This window comes from Oribacterium sp. C9, assembly GCF_002007235.1.
Taxonomy (GTDB): domain Bacteria; phylum Bacillota; class Clostridia; order Lachnospirales; family Lachnospiraceae; genus Oribacterium.
Map to the genome: position 1 here is coordinate 51,995 of NZ_MUHW01000013.1, position 18,880 is coordinate 70,874.

Consider the following 18,880-nt stretch of genomic DNA (forward strand, 5'->3'; position numbering starts at 1 on the left):
CTTTCAAAAATCAGTGCTGTCTGGCTCTCTTTGCACGCTTCTCCTCGTCTCTTTCATAGGCATTGACGATGCGCTGAACCAGAGGATGTCTCACTACGTCAGCACTTGTGAGCTGAACAAATTCAATTCCCTCAACATTCTTAAGGACCCTCATGGCATCCTCAAGACCTGATTTCTTGCCTTCCTCGAGATCCTTCTGGGTGAGGTCTCCGGTGATGATGACCTTTGAGCCAAAGCCTATACGGGTAAGGAACATCTTCATCTGTGCGGGTGTGGTATTCTGAGCCTCATCAAGGATTATGTAGGAATTGTCCAGAGTTCTTCCTCTCATGTAGGCAAGAGGTGCTACCTCTATAAGTCCCTTTTCTGAATTGGACTGATACTGCTCTGCACCCATTATGGAATAAAGAGCATCATATACAGGTCTCATATAAGGATCTACCTTTGACTGGAGATCTCCAGGCAGAAATCCGAGTTTTTCTCCTGCCTCTATGGCCGGTCTTGTAAGGATGATACGCTGAACCTCCTGCTGACGGAAGGCTGTTATGGCCATGGCCATGCCGAGATAGGTCTTTCCGGTTCCCGCTGGTCCGATTCCGAAGGTTATCATGTTGTTCCTGATGGCATCAACATACTCCTTCTGACCAAGTGTTTTCGGCTTTACCGGCTTACCGAGGGAAGTTCTTGCCAGTATATCCTTATCGATCTCGATAATGTCATTCCCTCTGATCTTTTCGGAAAAGCTGAGAGAAATGGCATAATCCACGTTCTGCTCAGTTATGGTATTGCCACGCTGGCTGAGCTGAAGGAGCTTCTTTATTACTTCCTTAGCCTTCTCGGCATCAGATTCCTCTCCTATGATCTTGAGGACGCCGTTACGATCGATGATCGTTACATTGAACGATCTTTCTATCTTTTTTATATTGCTGTCTAACTGGCCGAGCACGTTCTGCTCATGCTCCATGGGAATGTCCATGATTGCTTCTACTGTTGCCAAGAAATATCTCCTCCATCGGTCTTGATTCTTTATAACGAAGAAAGCCCTGAATCATTTCTGAATCAGGGCTACATTAATCATCTATTTACGATTAGTTGAACTTACGCTTTCTAGCTGCTTCAGACTTCTTCTTACGTCTTACAGATGGCTTCTCGTAATGTTCTCTCTTGCGAATCTCCTGCTGAATGCCGGCCTTAGCGCAGTTTCTCTTAAATCTACGTAATGCGCTGTCCAGAGACTCGTTCTCTTTTACGATAACATTTGACATGCTGAAACCCAAACCTCCCTTCGGGTACAAACTCTGATTTATTATAACACACAATTCGCGTGCGTCAAGCGGTTTTTAAAATAAGTATCTTTGCTGCGCCCGCCAAAACGAACGCAGTAAATTTAAATTTCTTACTTGATCTGCTCCCTGATCACTTCACCGGCCTTTGCGATAGCCTCACCGATCTTGGATGCATCCTTACCACCTGCCTGAGCCATGTTAGGACGTCCGCCGCCGCCACCGCCAAGGATAGGTGCAACGAGCTTGATAAGGTTACCTGCATGAGCGCCCGCCTTTACAGCTGCATCAGTTGCCATGGCAACCATGGAAACCTTGCCATCCTTATCAGAGATAAGAAGGACAACGCCTTCACCAAGCTTAACCTTGAGATCATCTCCGAGATTACGAAGCTCATTCATATCTACGCCGGAAACATGTGCCGCAAGGAACTTGACACCATTTACCTCTGTAACATTATCCATAACATTACCGAGAGCGTTCTTTGCTTCCTTACTCTTAAGAGCCTCATTCTCGCTCTTAAGCTCCTTTAACTCCTTCTGAAGCGACTTGATATGCTCTGCAAGTGTTGCCGGTGTTGCCTTTACAAGCTCACAGGCCATGTTGATTTCCTTTTCAAGGTTCTCATAGTACTTGCGAACATTCTCACCTGTAAGTGCCTCTATACGTCTTACGCCTGCTGCTACTCCTGCCTCACTTACGATCTTGAACTGACCGATCTCAAGTGTATTCTTTACATGAGTACCACCGCAAAGCTCAGTTGAGAAATCTCCCATACGTACAACTCTTACCTCAGCGCCGTACTTCTCACCGAAAAGTGCCATAGCGCCTGTCTTCTTTGCCTCTTCAAGAGTCATGACTTCTGTTCTTACACTGAGACCCTCACGGATCTTAGCATTAACTATATCCTCAACCTTCTGAAGCTCTTCCTTTGTCATAGCCTGGAAGTGTGAGAAGTCAAATCTGGTTCTGCCTGCATCCTGGAATGAACCTGCCTGCTCTACGTGAGTTCCCAGAACTTCACGAAGTGCCTTCTGAAGAAGGTGTGTAGCTGAGTGGTTTCTGCAGGTATCCATACGGTTCTCCGCCGAAACCTTAAGAGTAACCACGTCGTTAAGCTTGATCATACCGCTCTTCATAACACCGATGTGAGCGATCTTGTTTCCGCCAACGTGCTCTGTCTTCTTAACCTCGAAAACTGCAGCTCCCTTACCGAGTGCTGAAGCATCCTTATCCTCAGAACCGAGAACGATGAGACCGGTATCACCTACCTGTCCGCCCATTGTTCCGTAGAAAGGTGTCTCCTCTGTGATGATAGCGCCTTCCTCACCATCAGAAAGTGCCTCTACTACAGCTTCCTCGTCTCCGAGAGCGATCATGGAAATGACCTTGCTGTCCTTCTCGAGCTTATCATATCCGTCGAATGAACAGCTAAGCTCAGGATCAAGCTCGTCATATACAGTTGCCGCGTGACCACTGTATTCTGCCATCTTTCCTGACTCGAGTCTGTCCTTACGACCCTGCTTCTTCTGCTGCTCCATGGCTGCCTTGAAGCCCTCTTCGTCAACAGTGAAGCCCTTCTCTTCGAGAATTTCCTTTGTATTGTCTACAGGGAAGCCATATGTATCATAAAGCTTGAACGCATCCTCACCTGAAAGCACCTTCTTGCCTGACTTGGCAAGCTCTGCCTCCATCTCCTCGAGGATCTCCATACCCTGCTCATAAGTCTTTTCAAACTTCTCTTCCTCAGCCTTAACTACGCTGAGAATGAAATCTCTCTTCTCATCAAGCTCCGGATAACCGTCCTTTGATGTCTCGATAACTCTCTCTACAAGTGTAGGAAGGAATGAGCCCTTGATACCGAGCTTTCTTCCATGACGTACTGCACGACGAATGATACGACGGAGTACATAGCCGCGTCCGTTATTTGAAGGCATGATACCGTCAGAGATCATAAATGTCATTGAACGTGAGTGATCTGTGATGATACGGACTGAAATATCAGACTCGTGTGTCTCAGGCTTGTCATACTCGATTCCGCCTGAGATCTCACAGATGAGGTCTCTCAGGCTCTTCAGTGTATCTACATCGAAAATGGATGCAACATCCTGAACAGCAACCGCAAGTCTCTCGAGACCCATACCTGTATCGATGTTCTTCTGGTCAAGATCGGTATAATGATTCTCGCCGTCGTTGTTGAACTGGGTAAATACGATGTTCCATACCTCCATGAAACGATCGCCTTCACCACCCATTACATCCTCAGGGCCGTTTCCGTACTTCTCTCCACGATCATAATAGATCTCTGAACATGGACCGCAAGGACCTGAACCATGCTCCCAGAAGTTGTCCTCCTTGCCGAACTTATAAATACGCTCAGCAGGAATATGCATATCGTTAAGCCAGATGTTGTATGCCTCTTCGTCATCAACATAAACTGACGGATAAAGTCTCTCCGGATCGAGTCCGACTCTCTCTGTGAGGAACTCCCATGCCCATGGAATAGCTTCTTTCTTAAAGTAGTCGCCGAATGAGAAGTTTCCGAGCATCTCAAAATATGTACCGTGGCGAGCTGTCTTTCCTACGTTCTCCAGATCTCCTGTACGGATACACTTCTGGCATGTTGTGACTCTGCGTCTCGGCGGAATCTCCTGACCGGTGAACCATGGCTTCATCGGTGCCATACCTGAATTGATAATGAGCAATGAATTGTCATTATGCGGAACCAGTGAGAAACTGTTTAAGCGTAAGCATCCCTTCTCCTCAAAGAAGCTAAGGAACAGTTCACGTAATTCATTTACGCCTCTGTACTGCATTATTATAATCTCCTCGTGTTTTCTAAGTAATTAAGCCATTTATGGCATAATAGACATTAACTTGTAAAATATACCACAGTGATTTTTAACTTGCAAGATAGGATGCATAATCTTTAACAAGGTCATTACAATGCTCTCTCGTGAGCCTTATGTGCCTGTCCAGATAGTCTATCTCTTCCATAAAACTGACCTTATTCTGTCCCACTGCCTTCATGCACTCATGATTTCTGGAAACAAGAAAAGTATTCTCCGCATCAAAGAACTCTTTCTTCTCTGCTTCATTCATCCCGGATGCTATATCATCCGAAAGTGCCTTGAGCTCTCTATCCCATAGCTCGGAGATCTTTCTGTAGCCATCCTTCGTCCCCACATCCTGACCTCTTCCTGCCATACGTCTGTAGAGCTCATCTATCTCTCCAAAATGAATATCATATTTCCTGATGAGATCCTCATCACTTTCTTCAGTCTCTGCCTCGACCGTTGCAACTATGAACTGCTCTTCGGTCTCTGCCTGTACAACAGTCGAAGCCGCCCCGGCCTCATAGGAGGCAAGCTTGTTCTTAAGCACTATTTTTATCCCCAGTGTGATGATGGTACATACAAGACAAAGTACCATTATCCCCCAAAGGGTCCTTTTTGATATTCTGTTAAACATATATAAACCCTTCCGTCTGTGACGCGAAAAACGAGTTCGGATATCGAATTTCACGGATATCATATTATTACATTTACATGAATTTTAAAAGCCCCTGCGCATAGCGCAGGAGCCGAAACATTATCATATGACACAGCTGTCACCTTATCCACTTGTCGTAGAGGTTCAGGATCTGATCCGTAAACTTCGCGAGATCCTTGTTGGTGCCTCCGTAATTTGCCTTGATAGCCACGAGGAGCTTGTTGTATGCAGACATAAGTCTGTCGAAGGCTGCATCCGAAGACTTTCTTCTTCCCGGTATGCCGCTTGATGAATACTCCACCGCCTTCACTACCTCCACAGGAGCTCCGACGATCTCCCATTGATTGGTGGCAAGATTGAAAACGGAACCCGAATACGGGCAATCCACCGTATATCCCAGCTTTTCATGTATAATTTCTGACAATGCCTTCATCGCGCCATCATCACCATGCACCAGGAATACTCTGTCCGGTCTGTTAAGGTCATATGCGGATATCCACTTGAGAAGGCTATCCTGATCCGCGTGGGAGGACATGGCCGGCATACGGGCTATCTCCGCCCTTACAGCGATCTCATCACCGAACATCTTTACATAATCCGCGCCGTCCAGAAGTATCCTTCCGAGAGTACCTTCAGCCTGATAGCCCGCAAACACTATAGTTGAGGCCGGCTTCCACAGATTGTACTTTATATGGTGACGTATACGGCCCGCATCACACATTCCGGAAGCGGAAATGATGACCTTGGGGGTCTCGTCGAAATTGATCATCTTTGATTCTTCCGATGTAATGGAAAGATTAAGTCCCTTAAAGGCTATGGGGTTGATTCCGCTCAGTACCAGCTCCCTCGTCTCATCATCATAGCAATCCGCCAGATTTCTGGTGAAAACATGAGTAGCCTCCACCGCCAAAGGACTGTCCACATAAACCGGAAAATCTCCGTGACCCTTTATCAGCTTGTTGCACTTTATCTGCCTGTAAAGGTAAAGAAGCTCCTGAGTCCTGCCCACAGCAAAGGCAGGGATAACTACATTACCACCTCTGTCCAGAGTCCTCTGAGTGATATTGACAAGATCTGCCACATGGTCAACATTTTTATCATGAAATCTGTCGCCATAGGTAGATTCCATGACCACATAATCCGCATCTCTTATATACTGCGGATCTCTTATGAGCGGTTTGTCCGAATTTCCCAGATCTCCAGAAAAAACTATCTTCTTTGAAACCCCGTTCTCTCTGATCATCACCTCTATGGATGCCGAACCCAAAAGATGCCCCGCATCCGTAAAGCGAACCTTCACAGCGTCACTCAGCTCAACCACCTTGTTATAGTCAACGCCCTGAAAATGATCCAGAACTCCATTTACATCATTGAGATCATAGATAGGAACCTCATCCTCAAATCCGGCTCTCCGCCCCTTTCTGTTCTTATACTCAACCTCCTGCATCTGGATGTGAGCAGAATCTCTCAGCATGATGTTGGCGAGATCCTCTGTAGCCTTGGTGGTGATTACCGTTCCATGAAATCCGTTCTTGTATGCATAGGGAATCATTCCCGAGTGATCGATGTGCGCGTGGGTCAAAAGTATGTAATCCACGTCAGAATACTTGATAGGCAGCGCTGCAGTTTCATAATGCTTAACCCCCTGCTGCATACCGCAATCTATAAGTATCTTTAGTCCTGCCGCATGAAGATAATGTAATGAACCGGTTACTTCATGATCTGCTCCGATAAAATATAGCTTCATGTTGTTCACCTCCGGGTATTAAAAAACTCTGCTGATATAATAATTATATCAACAGAGTTTTTTGAATTCCACTTTTCGGGTTTTAATTTTAGAATGTTTTTTCTAATTTTAATTCTTTTTGAAAATATTTTGCGCAGCCGTTTTTTCCGGCCTCTCCTTCAGCACATCAGTCACTAAGAAAGCTGAAAAGCAAACAAAACATTTGCATCATTCGGAAAGATATGCCGCCTTTACCTTCGGATCGTTGGCAAGATCCTGAGCCGCTCCCTCTATGGTGATATTTCCGGTCTCCAGAACATATGCGCGGTCAGCTATGGACAGCGCCTTGTTGGCATTCTGTTCTACCAGAAGCACAGTAACGCCGGAATCATGGATCTTCTCAATGATGTTGAAGATCTCATTTACATAGATAGGCGAAAGTCCCATGGAAGGCTCGTCCAGAACCACCATTTCAGGATTGCTCATGAGAGCTCTTCCCATGGCGAGCATCTGCTGCTCACCGCCGGAAAGTGTTCCTGCCATCTGATTCTTACGTTCCAGAAGTCTCGGGAAATGCTCGTAAACAGTCTTAAGTGTAGCCTCGATGCCATCCTTGTCCTTACGGGTATAGGCACCAAGCATCAGATTCTGGTATACGGACAATGTTGCGAAAACTCTTCTTCCCTCAGGAACGTGAGCAAGTCCGTTTGCCACCAGCTGATGTCCCGGAGTATGGATGATCTCCCTGCCGTTATACATTACGCTTCCTGATTGTGCAGGAATAAGTCCTGTTATGGTCTGAAGCGTAGTTGTCTTTCCGGCGCCGTTTGCACCGATCAGCGTAACTATCTCTCCCTTGTTGACATGGAAGGAAACGCCCTTGAGCGCATGGATCACACCATAATATACGTTAAGATCCTTAACATCCAACATGATACTCATTTCATTTCCCCCTTAATCACCAAGATATGCCTTTACTACTTCAGGATCATGCAGAACGTCCTGAGTCTGTCCCTGCTTTAAGACCTGGCCGAAGTTAAGGACAGTAAGTCTGTCGCAGATACCTGAAACAAGCTTCATATCATGCTCGATAAGGAGTATGGTCATATCGAACTTATCACGAACGAGTCTTATGGTATTCATAAGCTCTTCTGTTTCATTGGGGTTCATGCCCGCTGCCGGCTCATCCAAAAGGAGAAGCTTCGGGTCTGTGGCAAGAGCTCTTGCGATCTCCAGCTTTCTCTGCTGTCCGTAAGGAAGGTTGGATGCCTTATAATTACAGAATCCGTCAAGATCAAAGACCTTGAGAAGACTAAGAGCCTTCTCATCCATCTCCCTCTCTATCTTACGGAACTTAGGTGTTCTGAAGATTCCGTCCAATGTTGAATACTCGTGTCTGTTATGAAGTCCCACCTTGACATTATCGAGAACGGAAAGCTGGGAAAACAGCCTGATGTTCTGGAAGGTTCTCGCGATACCCTTCTTGCTTATGGCCTCACAGTCTAGACCTGTGATATTGTCATCTCCGAGAACTATCTGTCCGCTGGTAGGCTGATAAACGCCTGTCAGCAGATTAAAAACCGTGGTCTTTCCCGCACCGTTAGGTCCTATGAGACCGTATAATTCATTCTTTTCAATCTCGACATTGAAGTTGTCTACTGCCTTTAATCCACCAAAGGAGATACCGAGACTGTCAACCTTGAGCATCGCAGCCATATCAATTACTCTCCTTTCCGTTTACTTTTTTGTTCTTTCCGAAACTCATCATGATCCTCTCACGGTACTGTATCCATGATGGTGCTGATGTACAGAGCATCATAAGTATGAGAACGACCGCATAGATCAGCATACGGTAATCGCTGAGACCTCTCAAAAGCTCAGGAAGTACAGTGAGTACCACTGCCGCCACAACGGAACCTCTGATATTTCCGATACCGCCCATAACAACGAATACAAGGATCATGATGGACTGGTTGTATCCGAAATTCTTCGGAAGCGCCTGAAGTGAGCTCAGGTTATGAGCATAAAGAACACCGCCGACTCCCGCTATTGCAGCAGAAATGGTAAAAGCCAGAAGCTTGAATTTTGTGGCATTGAGACCTACTGACTCTGCGGCGATCCTGTTGTCTCTTATAGCCATAACAGCACGTCCTGTCCTTGAATTGATAAGGTTCAGCACTATGAAGAGCACGATAAGAAGAAGGATCACACCGATGGTGAAGTTCGAGTTCTTAGGTGTTCCGGTGATTCCCTGTGCACCCTTTATGATGATGGTGCCGCCGTCCATATTTAAGTGCATACTGTCTTCCAGTGAAAAATGAAGACCGTTTGCATCGATACCGAAGTACAAAGCATTGACGAGGTTCTTGATGATCTCACCAAAGGCAAGGGTTACGATGGCGAGGTAATCGCCCTTCAGTCTCAGAACCGGGATACCTATGAGGAATCCGAAAAAAGCAGCTGTCACCGCGCCTATAACTATGGCGATGAAAAATCTGAGTCCCTCAGGCATGGATGTTGACTTCATGATCATTGACCATGTGGAGCTTGCAAAGGCTCCTATACACATAAATCCCGCATGTCCGAGAGAAAGCTCTCCCGAGATACCTACCACGAGGTTAAGACTCACCGCAAGTATGGAATAGATACAGAGAGGAACCAGAAGTCCCTTGAAAAGGGAGCTTACGTTTCCCGTATTTATCATTATCTCAACAATTACGTAGGCAATGATCACCATAGCGAAAGTGATCAGATTACTACGGGTGATCTTCTTCTTTTCAGCAATAACTTTATCCATCTGATGTCACACTTTCTCCATAATCTTCTTTCCGAGTATTCCTGTAGGCTTGACCAAAAGCACGATGATGAGCACAGAGAATACGATGGCATCTGAAAGCTTGGATGAAATATAAGCTTTCGCAAGGTTCTCAAGCACTCCGAGGATGATGCCTCCGATGAAGGCTCCCGGAATAGAACCGATTCCACCAAGAACCGCTGCAACGAAGGCCTTGATACCGGGCATAGCTCCTGTGGTAGGTGTCAATGTAGGATACGCCGAACAAAGAAGGATACCACCGATGGCTGCGAGAGCCGAGCCGATGGCGAAGGTAAGAGAGATCGTTCCGTTTACATCAACGCCCATAAGAGTTGCAGCACCCTTATCCTCGGAAACAGCCAGCATAGCCTGTCCTGCCTTTGTCTTATTGATAAAAGTAACCAGACACACAACTATGATCACGCATGTAACGATGGTGACAACAGTCTCGCCTGAAACTGTGAGCTGTCCTCCGGCAAGCTTTATAGGCTCAATGCCTACAAATGAGGTGAAGCTCTTCGGATTTGCCGTGAATATAAGCTGTGCCAGATTCTGAAGCAGATAGGAAACACCTATCGCCGTAATGAGAACAGACAGCGAATTCGCCTTACGAAGAGGCTTATATGCAATTTTCTCAATGGAGATTCCAAGTAAAGTACACACGACCATGCTGACCAGCACTGCGACAGGGACGGGAAGACCCAGGCTGTTAAGGGCAATAAAAGCCGCATAGCCTCCCACCATAAGGATGTCACCATGTGCAAAATTCAGCATCTTGGCGATACCGTAAACCATGGTATACCCAAGAGCTATGATCGCATATACCGATCCAAGACTCAATCCATTGAGCAGATATGAAATAAAACTCATCATCTTTGCTACCTCTTCGTTTCCTGCTTATAATAAAAATTCCGACTAAAACCTGTAATTATATAAAGAAAACCATCCTAGTCATTAAAGAATTCCTCATGCATCAAAGCCGCACAAGGAATCGGTATACTTATGCACTAAAAGGGCCGCTCCGGAAAGCAACCCTTTATGCTTAAAACCTATGCTAATGAATAACCGGGAAATCTTCCCTCAAGTCTGCGATCATTCTGCGGATACGTATGCGCCATCCTTAATAACTACAGCCTTTGGCTCCTTATCAACGTCACCGCCCTCGTTCCATGTCATACCGGCACCTGTGATACCGTCGTATGAAAGGCTCTTGAGCTGCTCTTCAAGAGCTGTTCCGATCTCATCAACAGACTTGTCAGGTGTGAGATTTGCTGCCTCTGCAGCCTTCTTCACGATATATACTGCATCATAAGCGTCTGCTGCAAACTGGATAGGTGTGCTTCCGAAAGCATCCTTATATCTTGTAACGAAGTTTACAGTTGCATCATCTGTTGCATCTGCTGCAAACGGTGTAAGAAGCATAAGTCCTTCTGCAAGTGATGTATCAAAATTATCAAGTCCAAGGATTCCGTCCATACCATCTACTCCGAAGAATATAGGCTTGAATCCCATGGTGTTAGCCTGAGTAAGAACGAGAGCTGCCTCTGTGTAGTAGAAAGGAAGGAATGCGAGCTCTGCTCCTGCTGCCTGCATCTTCTGAAGCTGTGTTGAGAAGTCGGTCTTTGAATCAGCAGTGAACTGCTCTGTATCTACGATCTCGATTCCCTGATTTGCCGCCTCTTTTGCAAATGCCTCATAGATACCGCTTGAGTAAACATCTGATGAATCGTAAAGCACCGCAACCTTTGTAGCGAGCTTGTGCTGTCCGATATACTGAGCTGACTTTGTTCCCTGTGCAGGATCTGAGAAGCATACTCTGTAAGCATTGGCAGTAGCTGTACAGTCAACTGCAGAACCTGAAGGTGTGATCATGAACATGTTGTCATTCACTGCCTCGGAAGCAACTGCCATGGTAGGTGAAGATGTTGTAGGTCCTACAAGCACCTGCATGCCCCAGTCCTTGAGTGAGTTGTAAGCATTGACAGCCTTCTCCTGATCATGCTCATCATCTGCAGTCTTGAACTCGATCTTGTATCCGTTGATTCCGCCTGCCTCATTGATCTCATCGACAGCAACCTTGGCACCGTTAACAACTGCCTCGCCGTATAATGCAGCGCCGCCTGTAAGAGGGCCCTGAGAACCGATCTTCCATGTAAGATCTGAAGAAGCAGAACCGCTGTCAGCAGATGTCTCTCCTGCTGCCGCAGTTGTAGCTGCTGATGTTGAACCTGTTGATGTTGAACCTGTTGATGAAGAACCACATGCTGCAAGTGTTGCTGCCATGGTTCCGGCAAGTAATACGCTTAATATTTTTTTCATACTATTCTCCTCCTGTGACTATAAAACGGGACCCGAAAACATCCCAACCACATATTTGGAAAGCGTAAAATCGGCTTATTTCCTAGGTTTTTTAAGCCACATCCCACACTTAAGCTCTTGAGTCGATTATAAAAAACAGGTAATTTAAAGTCAATCGCTTTTATAACGCAAATTAACATTATTTTTTATTTTAATAACCTATAGTTATATTCATTATAAGCAAAATCAAGATTACAGCGCGTTTTTAAGAATTTTCATAAGCAAAAAAAGCAGCTGCCGGAGAATGTTCTCTCCAACAGCTGCACTATTCTTGTTCAATGAAACTGTCGCTCATTGATCTCATATACCAGACCCTTTACTACAACTTCATTGCTTATTATAAAAGCAGATCATTTATCAAATTTCATTCCCGAATTCTCGAGCCTTCTGTCTCTCATCATCAGATCCTTTACGGCTTCCTCAGGAGATTTATCTCCGAAAAGGATCTCGTTTATCTCTTCAACTATAGGCATGGTTACTGAATACTTATCAGCCAGCTGCTTGGCAGCCTTTGCCGCATAAACACCTTCCACAACCTGACCGACCTCAGTCATAGCCTCCTGATAGGATTTTCCCTTTCCTATAAGTATACCGGCTCTTCTGTTTCTGGAATGCATGGAAGCACAGGTAACTATCAGATCACCTATGCCGCTCAACCCCTGGAAGGTCTCGATATCACAGCCCATCTTCACCCCGAGTCTAGTGATTTCCGCGATACCTCTTGTAATGAGGGCTGCCTTACTGTTGTCTCCGTATCCGAGACCGTCTGCCATACCCGCAGCAAGGGCTACAACGTTCTTCAAAGCACCGCCTATCTCTATGCCCTTGATATCCGGATTTATGTAAACCCTGAAACAATCGCTCATGAAAGTGTCCTGAATGAATCTTGCGGTCTTTTCAGAACGGGCTCCTGTAACTATGGTGGTAGGGATGAATCTGGAAACCTCCTCTGCATGGCTCGGGCCCGAAAGAACCGCCACATCCGCCTGAGGGATCTCATCCTCTATGATCTCAGACATTGTCTTCAGAGAATCACCTTCGATACCCTTTGATACAGAAACTATCACCTGCCCATGGCGAACGAACTCCGACATACGTTTTGCAGTTTCACGCACATATATGGACGGAACTGCAAGAACTATCATATCCTTGTCCATTAACGCTTCATGCATATCCGAGGTAATGATCATGTCATCCTGGATAACAGCTTCAGGAAGGTTTTTCTGCCTTCTGGTCTTTGACATCTCTACGGCACTGCTTTCGGATCTGGTCCAAAGTGTAACCTCATGTCCGTTGTGAGCCAAAAGAACGGCAAGCGCCGTACCCCAGGTTCCTGCTCCTACAACCGCTGTCTTCATAAACTCTCCTATAAAACATTAACTAAATTCACAAACAGCACGCTCATCTTCAGCGTGCTGTCCATCGTTTTTTATTTCTTGAAATGGAACTTACTCTCTGTTCCTTTTCTCAAGCGATCAATATTGCTGCGATGCTGCCATATGGCAAGTACAGAAAGAAAGAATATCAGTGCACATACCATAGGATAAATTCCCATAGACATCGGAAGCATCCCGAAATATCCAAAAAGCACCGTGAAAACAAAAAGCATCACAGCCGCTGTTATAGAACCAACGCTGACATAGCCTGTGGTTTTTACAACAACGACGAACACCAATACAAGTATCAGCGCCAGTTTCCACTCAAAAGCTATGACCAGTGCCCCTGAACAGGCGATTCCCTTACCACCCTTAAGCTTGGGTAATACAGGAAAGTCATGTCCAAGCACAGCACCTGTGCCTCCCCACAAGATGATAAGAGTAGTTTCATCTACCGTTGCAGGTTTCCAAATCATACTGAGGATCAGAATCGGAACTATGGTTTTTGCCATATCAAGAAGGAGCACAGTTGCTCCCGCTCTTTTTCCAAGCGTACGTGATATATTGGTGCTTCCGGGATTACCGGAGCCCACCTTATAAATATCCACACCCTGAGCCTTCCCGTAAAGGTAGCCGTTTGGGATCATGCCGAAAACATATCCCACCAAAAGAGCTATGATAATATGCTGAATATCCATTATTCCTCTTCACCACCTTTTCTTTCACGAATAAGGAATTTAAGCGGTGTTCCCATAAATCCAAATGCATCTCTTATCTGATTTTCGATATATCTTGTATATGAGAAATGCATAAGCTGAACATCGTTTACGAATATGACAAATGTTGGCGGTTCTACGGCTGTCTGAGTCATGTAGAACAGCTTCAGTCTCTTACCCTTATCACTAGGCGGCTGCTTCATGGCTGTAGCTCTGGTCATGATATCATTGAGCACACCTGTACGGATACGGAGTGTCTGGCTCTCTCTTACCTTATCAACGAGATCAAAGATCTTGTTCAGTCTCTGACCTGTCTCAGCAGAAATAAAAAGGTATTCTGCATATGGCATATATGCGAATTTCTCCTTGAGCTTTGCGAGGAACTCGTTCATGGTCTTGTCAGTCTTATCCGGAATCGCATCCCACTTGTTTACACAGATGATAACTCCCTTTCCTGACTCATGGGCTATTCCCGCGATATTGGCATCACCGTCTGTAACGCCCTGTGTGGCATCGATAAGAACGAGGCAGATATCTGCTCTGTCAACTGCAGCCACAGTACGAATAACCGAATATCTCTCTATATCATCGGTAACCTTGCCCTTACGTCTGAGTCCGGCTGTATCTATGAATGTATATTCCTTGCCATCATGAACTATCTTTGTGTCGATGGCGTCTCTGGTGGTTCCGGCAATGTCGGAAACGATAACTCTGTTCTGTCCGAGAAGCTTGTTGACAACCGAGCTCTTTCCAACATTAGGCTTACCTATGAGAGCAACCTTTATGGAATCATCATCAGTGTCATCCAGAGAATCTGTAGGGAAATGCTTAACCACTTCATCCAGAAGATCTCCCACGCCCATCTGGTTTGTGGATGATACTCCGAAAGGATCTCCGAGTCCCAGATTATAGAACTCATAAATATCATCACCGAACTTCTTGAAACTGTCCACCTTATTAACGCAAAGCACTATAGGCTTACCTGACTTACGAAGCATATCAGCAACTTCATAATCTGCATCCACCAGACCTGTTCTTACATCTGTAACGAAAAGGATAACATCTGCAGTATCGATAGCAAGCTGTGCCTGTGAACGCATCTGTGAAAGAATGATATCCTTACTCTCCGGCTCGATTCCGCCGGTATCAACCAATGTGAACTTATAATTAAGCCACTCTGCATCGGCATAGATTCTGTCTCTGGTAACACCCGGGGTGTCCTTTACGATAGAAATCTGCTTTCCTGCGATCAAATTAAACAATGTAGACTTACCTACATTCGGACGGCCAACCACCGCCACAATTACTTTTCTCATTATAATCACCTATCCTGGCAAATAGACATACTTTAACTTATATATCTTAACACGATAGGTTCGAAACGGCAAGATTGGTGATGTTTTTTCAAAAAGACCATGTCCGTGCCTCATTAGGCAACAAAAAATTCCCAACGCAAAAAGGAGCCGGCATAAGCCGGCTCCCCGTTTTAAAGCTTTTAATCTTTATTAGTTGTTGTAAAGATCATTGAGCTTCTTAAGATGCTCATATCTAGCCTCTGACTCAGCCTGGTTCTTCTCATCGAGTGCCTTAGCTCTCTCTGGGTTCTTGAGACCGAGTGAAAGGTAACGAACCTCTCCCTTAAGGAAGTCCTGATATCCTTCGAAGTTTGGCTCCTTAGAGTCAAGAGTGAACTTCTTGTCTCCGCCGTTAGGGTTGAATCTGAAGTTGTTCCAGTAACCTGTTGTAAGAGCAAGCTTCTCCTCATCCATAGCCTTAGCCATGCCCTTCTTGATACCATGGTTGATACATGGAGCATAAGCGATGATGAGTGATGGACCTGGGTATGCCTCAGCCTCTGTAATAGCCTTAACTGTCTGAGCCATATCGCCACCCATGTTGATATGTGCAACGTATACGTAGCCGTAAGACATTGCGATACCTGGGAGATCCTTCTTACCTGTCTCCTTACCGCCTGCAGCGAACTGAGCTACAGCACCGGTAGGTGTTGACTTAGATGACTGTCCACCTGTATTTGAGTAAACCTCAGTATCGAATACCATAACGTTGATATCCTTGCCTGAAGCAAGTACATGATCAAGTCCGCCGAATCCGATATCGTAAGCCCAACCGTCACCACCGAAGATCCACTGGCTCTTCTTTGACAGGAAGTCCTTATTCTTTACGAGATCCTTTGAAAGATCATCAGTCTTGTCTGCAAGAGCTGCAACAAGCTTATCTGTAGCTGCACCGTTTGTAGCACCTACTGAGAAAGTATCAAGCCACTCCTGGCATACATCCTTAACAGATGCATCCTTCTCTGCGAGCTGCTCAACTTCCTTCTTAAGTCTTGTACGGATAGCGTTCTGAGCAAGTAACATACCGTAACCGAACTCAGCGTTGTCCTCGAAGAGTGAGTTATCCCATGCAGGACCCTGACCCTTAGCATTTACTGTGTAAGGTGTAGAAGGTGAAGAGTTACCCCAAATTGATGAACATCCTGTAGCGTTTGCGATGTACATTCTGTCACCGAAGAGCTGAGTGATGAGCTTAGCATAAGGTGTCTCACCACATCCTGGACATGCACCTGAGTACTCAAGAAGAGGCTTCTTGAACTGTGAGCCCTTAACTGTTGTCTCCTTGAACTTGGCAATAACCTCTTCCTTCTCAGGAAGCTTCTCAGCATAATCGAAGTACTTCTGTCTGTCGAGCTCCTGTGCGATAGGCTTCATCTCGAGAGCCTTGTTGCCCTTCATACCAGGACATACGTTTGCACAAGATCCACAACCTGTACAGTCAAGAACAGATACCTTGATACCGAACTTGTAGCCAGCCATACCTGTCATATCCTTGCATACATCTCCTGCTGGAGCTGCTGCTGCCTCGTCTGCTGTGTAAGCGAATGGACGAATAGCTGCGTGAGGACATACATATGAACAGAAGTTACACTGGATACAGTTATCAGGATTCCAGTTAGGAACGTTAACTGCGATACCTCTCTTCTCGTATGCAGCTGTACCTGAAGGTGTTGTACCATCTACATAATCCTTGAATGCTGATACAGGGAGACCGTTACCTTCCTGTGCAGAAACAGCGTTCTGGATGTTGTTAACGAAGTCAAGAACTTCCTTCTTACCTTCTGTCTTATCCTTGAACTCAAGTCCCTCATCCTGTGCGTTAGCCCAGTCTGCAGGAATCTCGATCTTCTCGAATGCGTTAGCACCGGCATCAATAGCTGCCCAGTTCTTCTTAACGACATCCTCACCCTTACGGCCGTATGTCTTCTGAGCTGCATCCTTCATAAGCTTGTTTGCCATGTCGGCAGGGATGATATCAGCAAGTGTGAAGAATGCTGACTGAAGGATAGTATTGATACGAGTAGGACCCATACCTGTCTCGATACCGATCTTTACACCATTGATGATGTAGAAGTTGATCTTGTGATCATACATGTACTTCTTAACCTGTCCAGGGATGTGCTCAGCGATCTCATCCTTGCTCCATACGCAGTTAAGGAGGAATGTACCGCCATCAACGAGCTCCTGTACCATGTTGAACTTTGTCATGTATGCAGGGTTGTGGCAGGCTACGAAATTAGCTCTCTTGATAAGGTAAGTTGACTTGATTGGCTTCTTACCGAATCTGAGGTGTGACATAGTAACACCGCCGGACTTCTTTGAATCATAATCGAAGTAAGCCTGAGCGTACATGTCTGTGTTGTCACCGATGATCTTGATAGAGTTCTTGTTAGCACCTACAGTACCGTCAGCACCAAGACCCCAGAACTTACAGTTGATTGTTCCCTCTGGAGTAGTTGTAAGAGCTGGTCCGATAGGAAGTGAAAGATATGTTACATCATCGTTGATACCGATTGTAAATCTCTTCTTATCAGCGTTCTTGTAAACTGCAACGATCTGAGCAGGAGTTGTATCCTTTGAACCAAGACCATAACGTCCTGAGAATACCTTAACACCCTGGAACTTTGTGCCCTGAAGAGCTGCAACAACGTCAAGGTAAAGAGGCTCACCGATAGAACCTGGCTCCTTTGTTCTGTCAAGAACAGTGATCTGCTTAACTGTCTCAGGAATAGCTGCAACAAGTGCATCTGCAGCGAATGGTCTGTAAAGTCTAACCTTTACTACACCGACCTTCTCGCCCTGAGCTGCAAGGTAGTCGATTGTCTCTTCGATTGTATCGTTAACTGAACCCATAGCAACGATTACGTGCTCAGCATCAGCTGCACCGTAATAGTTGAAGAGCTTATAGTCTGTACCGATCTTAGCATTAACCTTGTCCATGTACTCCTGAACGATTGCAGGAAGTGCATCGTAGTAAGGGTTAGATGCCTCACGTGCCTGGAAGAAGATGTCAGGGTTCTGAGCTGAACCTCTCTCAACTGGGTGGTTAGGATTTAATGCACGAGCTCTGAACTCATCAACATACTCCCAATCAACCATGTCACGGATATCCTCGTAATCCCACTCCTCGATCTTCTGAATCTCGTGAGATGTTCTGAATCCGTCAAAGAAATTGATGAATGGAATGCGACCCTTAAGTGCAGCAAGGTGTGCTACAGGGGTAAGGTCCATAACTTCCTGAACTGAAGACTCGCAGAGCATAGCAGCACCGGTCTGACGGCATGCCATAACGTCTGAATGATCACCAAAGATGGAAAGAGCGTGTGATGCAAGTGCACGAGCAGAAACATCAAATACGCCCGGAAGCTGCTCACCAGCAACCTTGTAGATATCAGGGATCATGAGTAAGAGACCCTGAGAAGCTGTGAAGGTAGTTGTAAGAGCACCTGCAGCAAGTGAACCGTGAACTGCACCTGCAGCACCGGCCTCAGACTGCATCTCGGTTACCTGTACTGTCTCACCGAGAAGGTTCTTTCTGCCTTCTGTTGCCCACTCATCAACATGCTCCGGCATAACTGATGAAGGGGTAATTGGGAAGATGGCGGCTACTTCTGTAAATGCATAAGATGCATGTGCAGCAGCCTGATTACCATCCATGGTTTTCATTTTTCTTGCCATAAGAATTCCTCCTAAAAAATGAATATCATACATGAATGCGATATATAATATGAACCTTATAAAAAGGATATCATACTCTAT

General features: G+C 45.7%; 14 protein-coding genes. All 14 read right to left on the reverse strand.

Annotated elements, in window-relative coordinates; genetic code table 11:
* Positions 1-10: 10 nt before the first annotated feature.
* Positions 11-997 (reverse strand): PhoH family protein, encoded by a 987-nt coding sequence (locus BXO88_RS09380; protein WP_078037480.1) that lies wholly within the window; start codon positions 995-997, stop codon positions 11-13.
* Positions 998-1,088: 91 nt separating this feature from the next.
* Positions 1,089-1,265, reverse strand: a complete 177-nt coding sequence (gene rpsU, locus BXO88_RS09385) for a 30S ribosomal protein S21 (protein ID WP_005539624.1) — start codon at positions 1,263-1,265, stop codon at positions 1,089-1,091.
* A 131-nt stretch (positions 1,266-1,396) separates the two neighbouring features.
* On the reverse strand, positions 1,397-4,099 hold the full coding sequence (gene alaS / locus BXO88_RS09390; RefSeq protein WP_078037481.1) for an alanine--tRNA ligase: 2,703 nt from the start codon (positions 4,097-4,099) through the stop codon (positions 1,397-1,399).
* A gap of 85 nt (positions 4,100-4,184) precedes the next feature.
* The gene (locus tag BXO88_RS09395; RefSeq protein WP_168171669.1) at positions 4,185-4,754 is read right to left on the reverse strand and encodes a lysozyme inhibitor LprI family protein; all 570 of its coding nucleotides are present in this window, start codon (positions 4,752-4,754) and stop codon (positions 4,185-4,187) included.
* 139 nt (positions 4,755-4,893) lie between these two features.
* Complete coding sequence (locus tag BXO88_RS09400; RefSeq protein ID WP_078037483.1) at positions 4,894-6,522, reverse strand: MBL fold metallo-hydrolase RNA specificity domain-containing protein; 1,629 nt, start codon at positions 6,520-6,522, stop codon at positions 4,894-4,896.
* Positions 6,523-6,729: 207 nt separating this feature from the next.
* Positions 6,730-7,443, reverse strand: a complete 714-nt coding sequence (locus BXO88_RS09405) for an ABC transporter ATP-binding protein (protein WP_078037484.1) — start codon at positions 7,441-7,443, stop codon at positions 6,730-6,732.
* Between the two features lie 12 nt (positions 7,444-7,455).
* Positions 7,456-8,217, reverse strand: a complete 762-nt coding sequence (locus BXO88_RS09410) for an ABC transporter ATP-binding protein (RefSeq protein WP_078037485.1) — start codon at positions 8,215-8,217, stop codon at positions 7,456-7,458.
* Position 8,218: 1 nt separating this feature from the next.
* Positions 8,219-9,298, reverse strand: a complete 1,080-nt coding sequence (locus BXO88_RS09415) for a branched-chain amino acid ABC transporter permease (protein WP_078037486.1) — start codon at positions 9,296-9,298, stop codon at positions 8,219-8,221.
* Positions 9,299-9,304: 6 nt separating this feature from the next.
* A complete protein-coding gene (locus BXO88_RS09420; RefSeq protein ID WP_206099983.1) occupies positions 9,305-10,186 on the reverse strand; it encodes a branched-chain amino acid ABC transporter permease in 882 nt (293 codons plus the stop codon).
* A 222-nt stretch (positions 10,187-10,408) separates the two neighbouring features.
* Positions 10,409-11,635, reverse strand: coding sequence for an ABC transporter substrate-binding protein (locus tag BXO88_RS09425; protein ID WP_078037488.1), 1,227 nt, complete (start codon positions 11,633-11,635; stop codon positions 10,409-10,411).
* 389 nt (positions 11,636-12,024) lie between these two features.
* A complete protein-coding gene (locus BXO88_RS09430) occupies positions 12,025-13,032 on the reverse strand; it encodes an NAD(P)H-dependent glycerol-3-phosphate dehydrogenase (RefSeq protein WP_078037489.1) in 1,008 nt (335 codons plus the stop codon).
* 71 nt (positions 13,033-13,103) lie between these two features.
* Entirely contained in the window at positions 13,104-13,748 is a 645-nt protein-coding gene (locus BXO88_RS09435; RefSeq protein ID WP_078037490.1) for a glycerol-3-phosphate acyltransferase, read from the reverse strand.
* Positions 13,748-15,082 (reverse strand): ribosome biogenesis GTPase Der, encoded by a 1,335-nt coding sequence (gene der, locus BXO88_RS09440; protein ID WP_078037491.1) that lies wholly within the window; start codon positions 15,080-15,082, stop codon positions 13,748-13,750. The genes BXO88_RS09435 and der overlap by 1 nt, the downstream gene beginning before the upstream one ends.
* 189 nt (positions 15,083-15,271) lie before the next feature.
* Positions 15,272-18,799, reverse strand: coding sequence for a pyruvate:ferredoxin (flavodoxin) oxidoreductase (gene nifJ, locus BXO88_RS09445; RefSeq protein WP_078037492.1), 3,528 nt, complete (start codon positions 18,797-18,799; stop codon positions 15,272-15,274).
* Between the last annotated feature and the right edge of the window lie 81 nt (positions 18,800-18,880).

Bases quoted from the DNA above. Each gene is read 5' to 3' on its own strand.
- rpsU (WP_005539624.1), bottom strand. From the start codon at position 1,265: ATGTCAAATGTTATCGTAAAAGAGAACGAGTCTCTGGACAGCGCATTA.
- alaS (WP_078037481.1), bottom strand. From the start codon at position 4,099: ATGCAGTACAGAGGCGTAAATGAATTACGTGAACTGTTCCTTAGCTTC.
- BXO88_RS09395 (WP_168171669.1), bottom strand. From the start codon at position 4,754: ATGTTTAACAGAATATCAAAAAGGACCCTTTGGGGGATAATGGTACTT.
- BXO88_RS09400 (WP_078037483.1), bottom strand. From the start codon at position 6,522: ATGAAGCTATATTTTATCGGAGCAGATCATGAAGTAACCGGTTCATTA.
- BXO88_RS09405 (WP_078037484.1), bottom strand. From the start codon at position 7,443: ATGAGTATCATGTTGGATGTTAAGGATCTTAACGTATATTATGGTGTG.
- BXO88_RS09410 (WP_078037485.1), bottom strand. From the start codon at position 8,217: ATGGCTGCGATGCTCAAGGTTGACAGTCTCGGTATCTCCTTTGGTGGA.
- BXO88_RS09415 (WP_078037486.1), bottom strand. From the start codon at position 9,298: ATGGATAAAGTTATTGCTGAAAAGAAGAAGATCACCCGTAGTAATCTG.
- BXO88_RS09420 (WP_206099983.1), bottom strand. From the start codon at position 10,186: ATGAGTTTTATTTCATATCTGCTCAATGGATTGAGTCTTGGATCGGTA.
- BXO88_RS09425 (WP_078037488.1), bottom strand. From the start codon at position 11,635: ATGAAAAAAATATTAAGCGTATTACTTGCCGGAACCATGGCAGCAACA.
- BXO88_RS09430 (WP_078037489.1), bottom strand. From the start codon at position 13,032: ATGAAGACAGCGGTTGTAGGAGCAGGAACCTGGGGTACGGCGCTTGCC.
- BXO88_RS09435 (WP_078037490.1), bottom strand. From the start codon at position 13,748: ATGGATATTCAGCATATTATCATAGCTCTTTTGGTGGGATATGTTTTC.
- der (WP_078037491.1), bottom strand. From the start codon at position 15,082: ATGAGAAAAGTAATTGTGGCGGTGGTTGGCCGTCCGAATGTAGGTAAG.
- nifJ (WP_078037492.1), bottom strand. From the start codon at position 18,799: ATGGCAAGAAAAATGAAAACCATGGATGGTAATCAGGCTGCTGCACAT.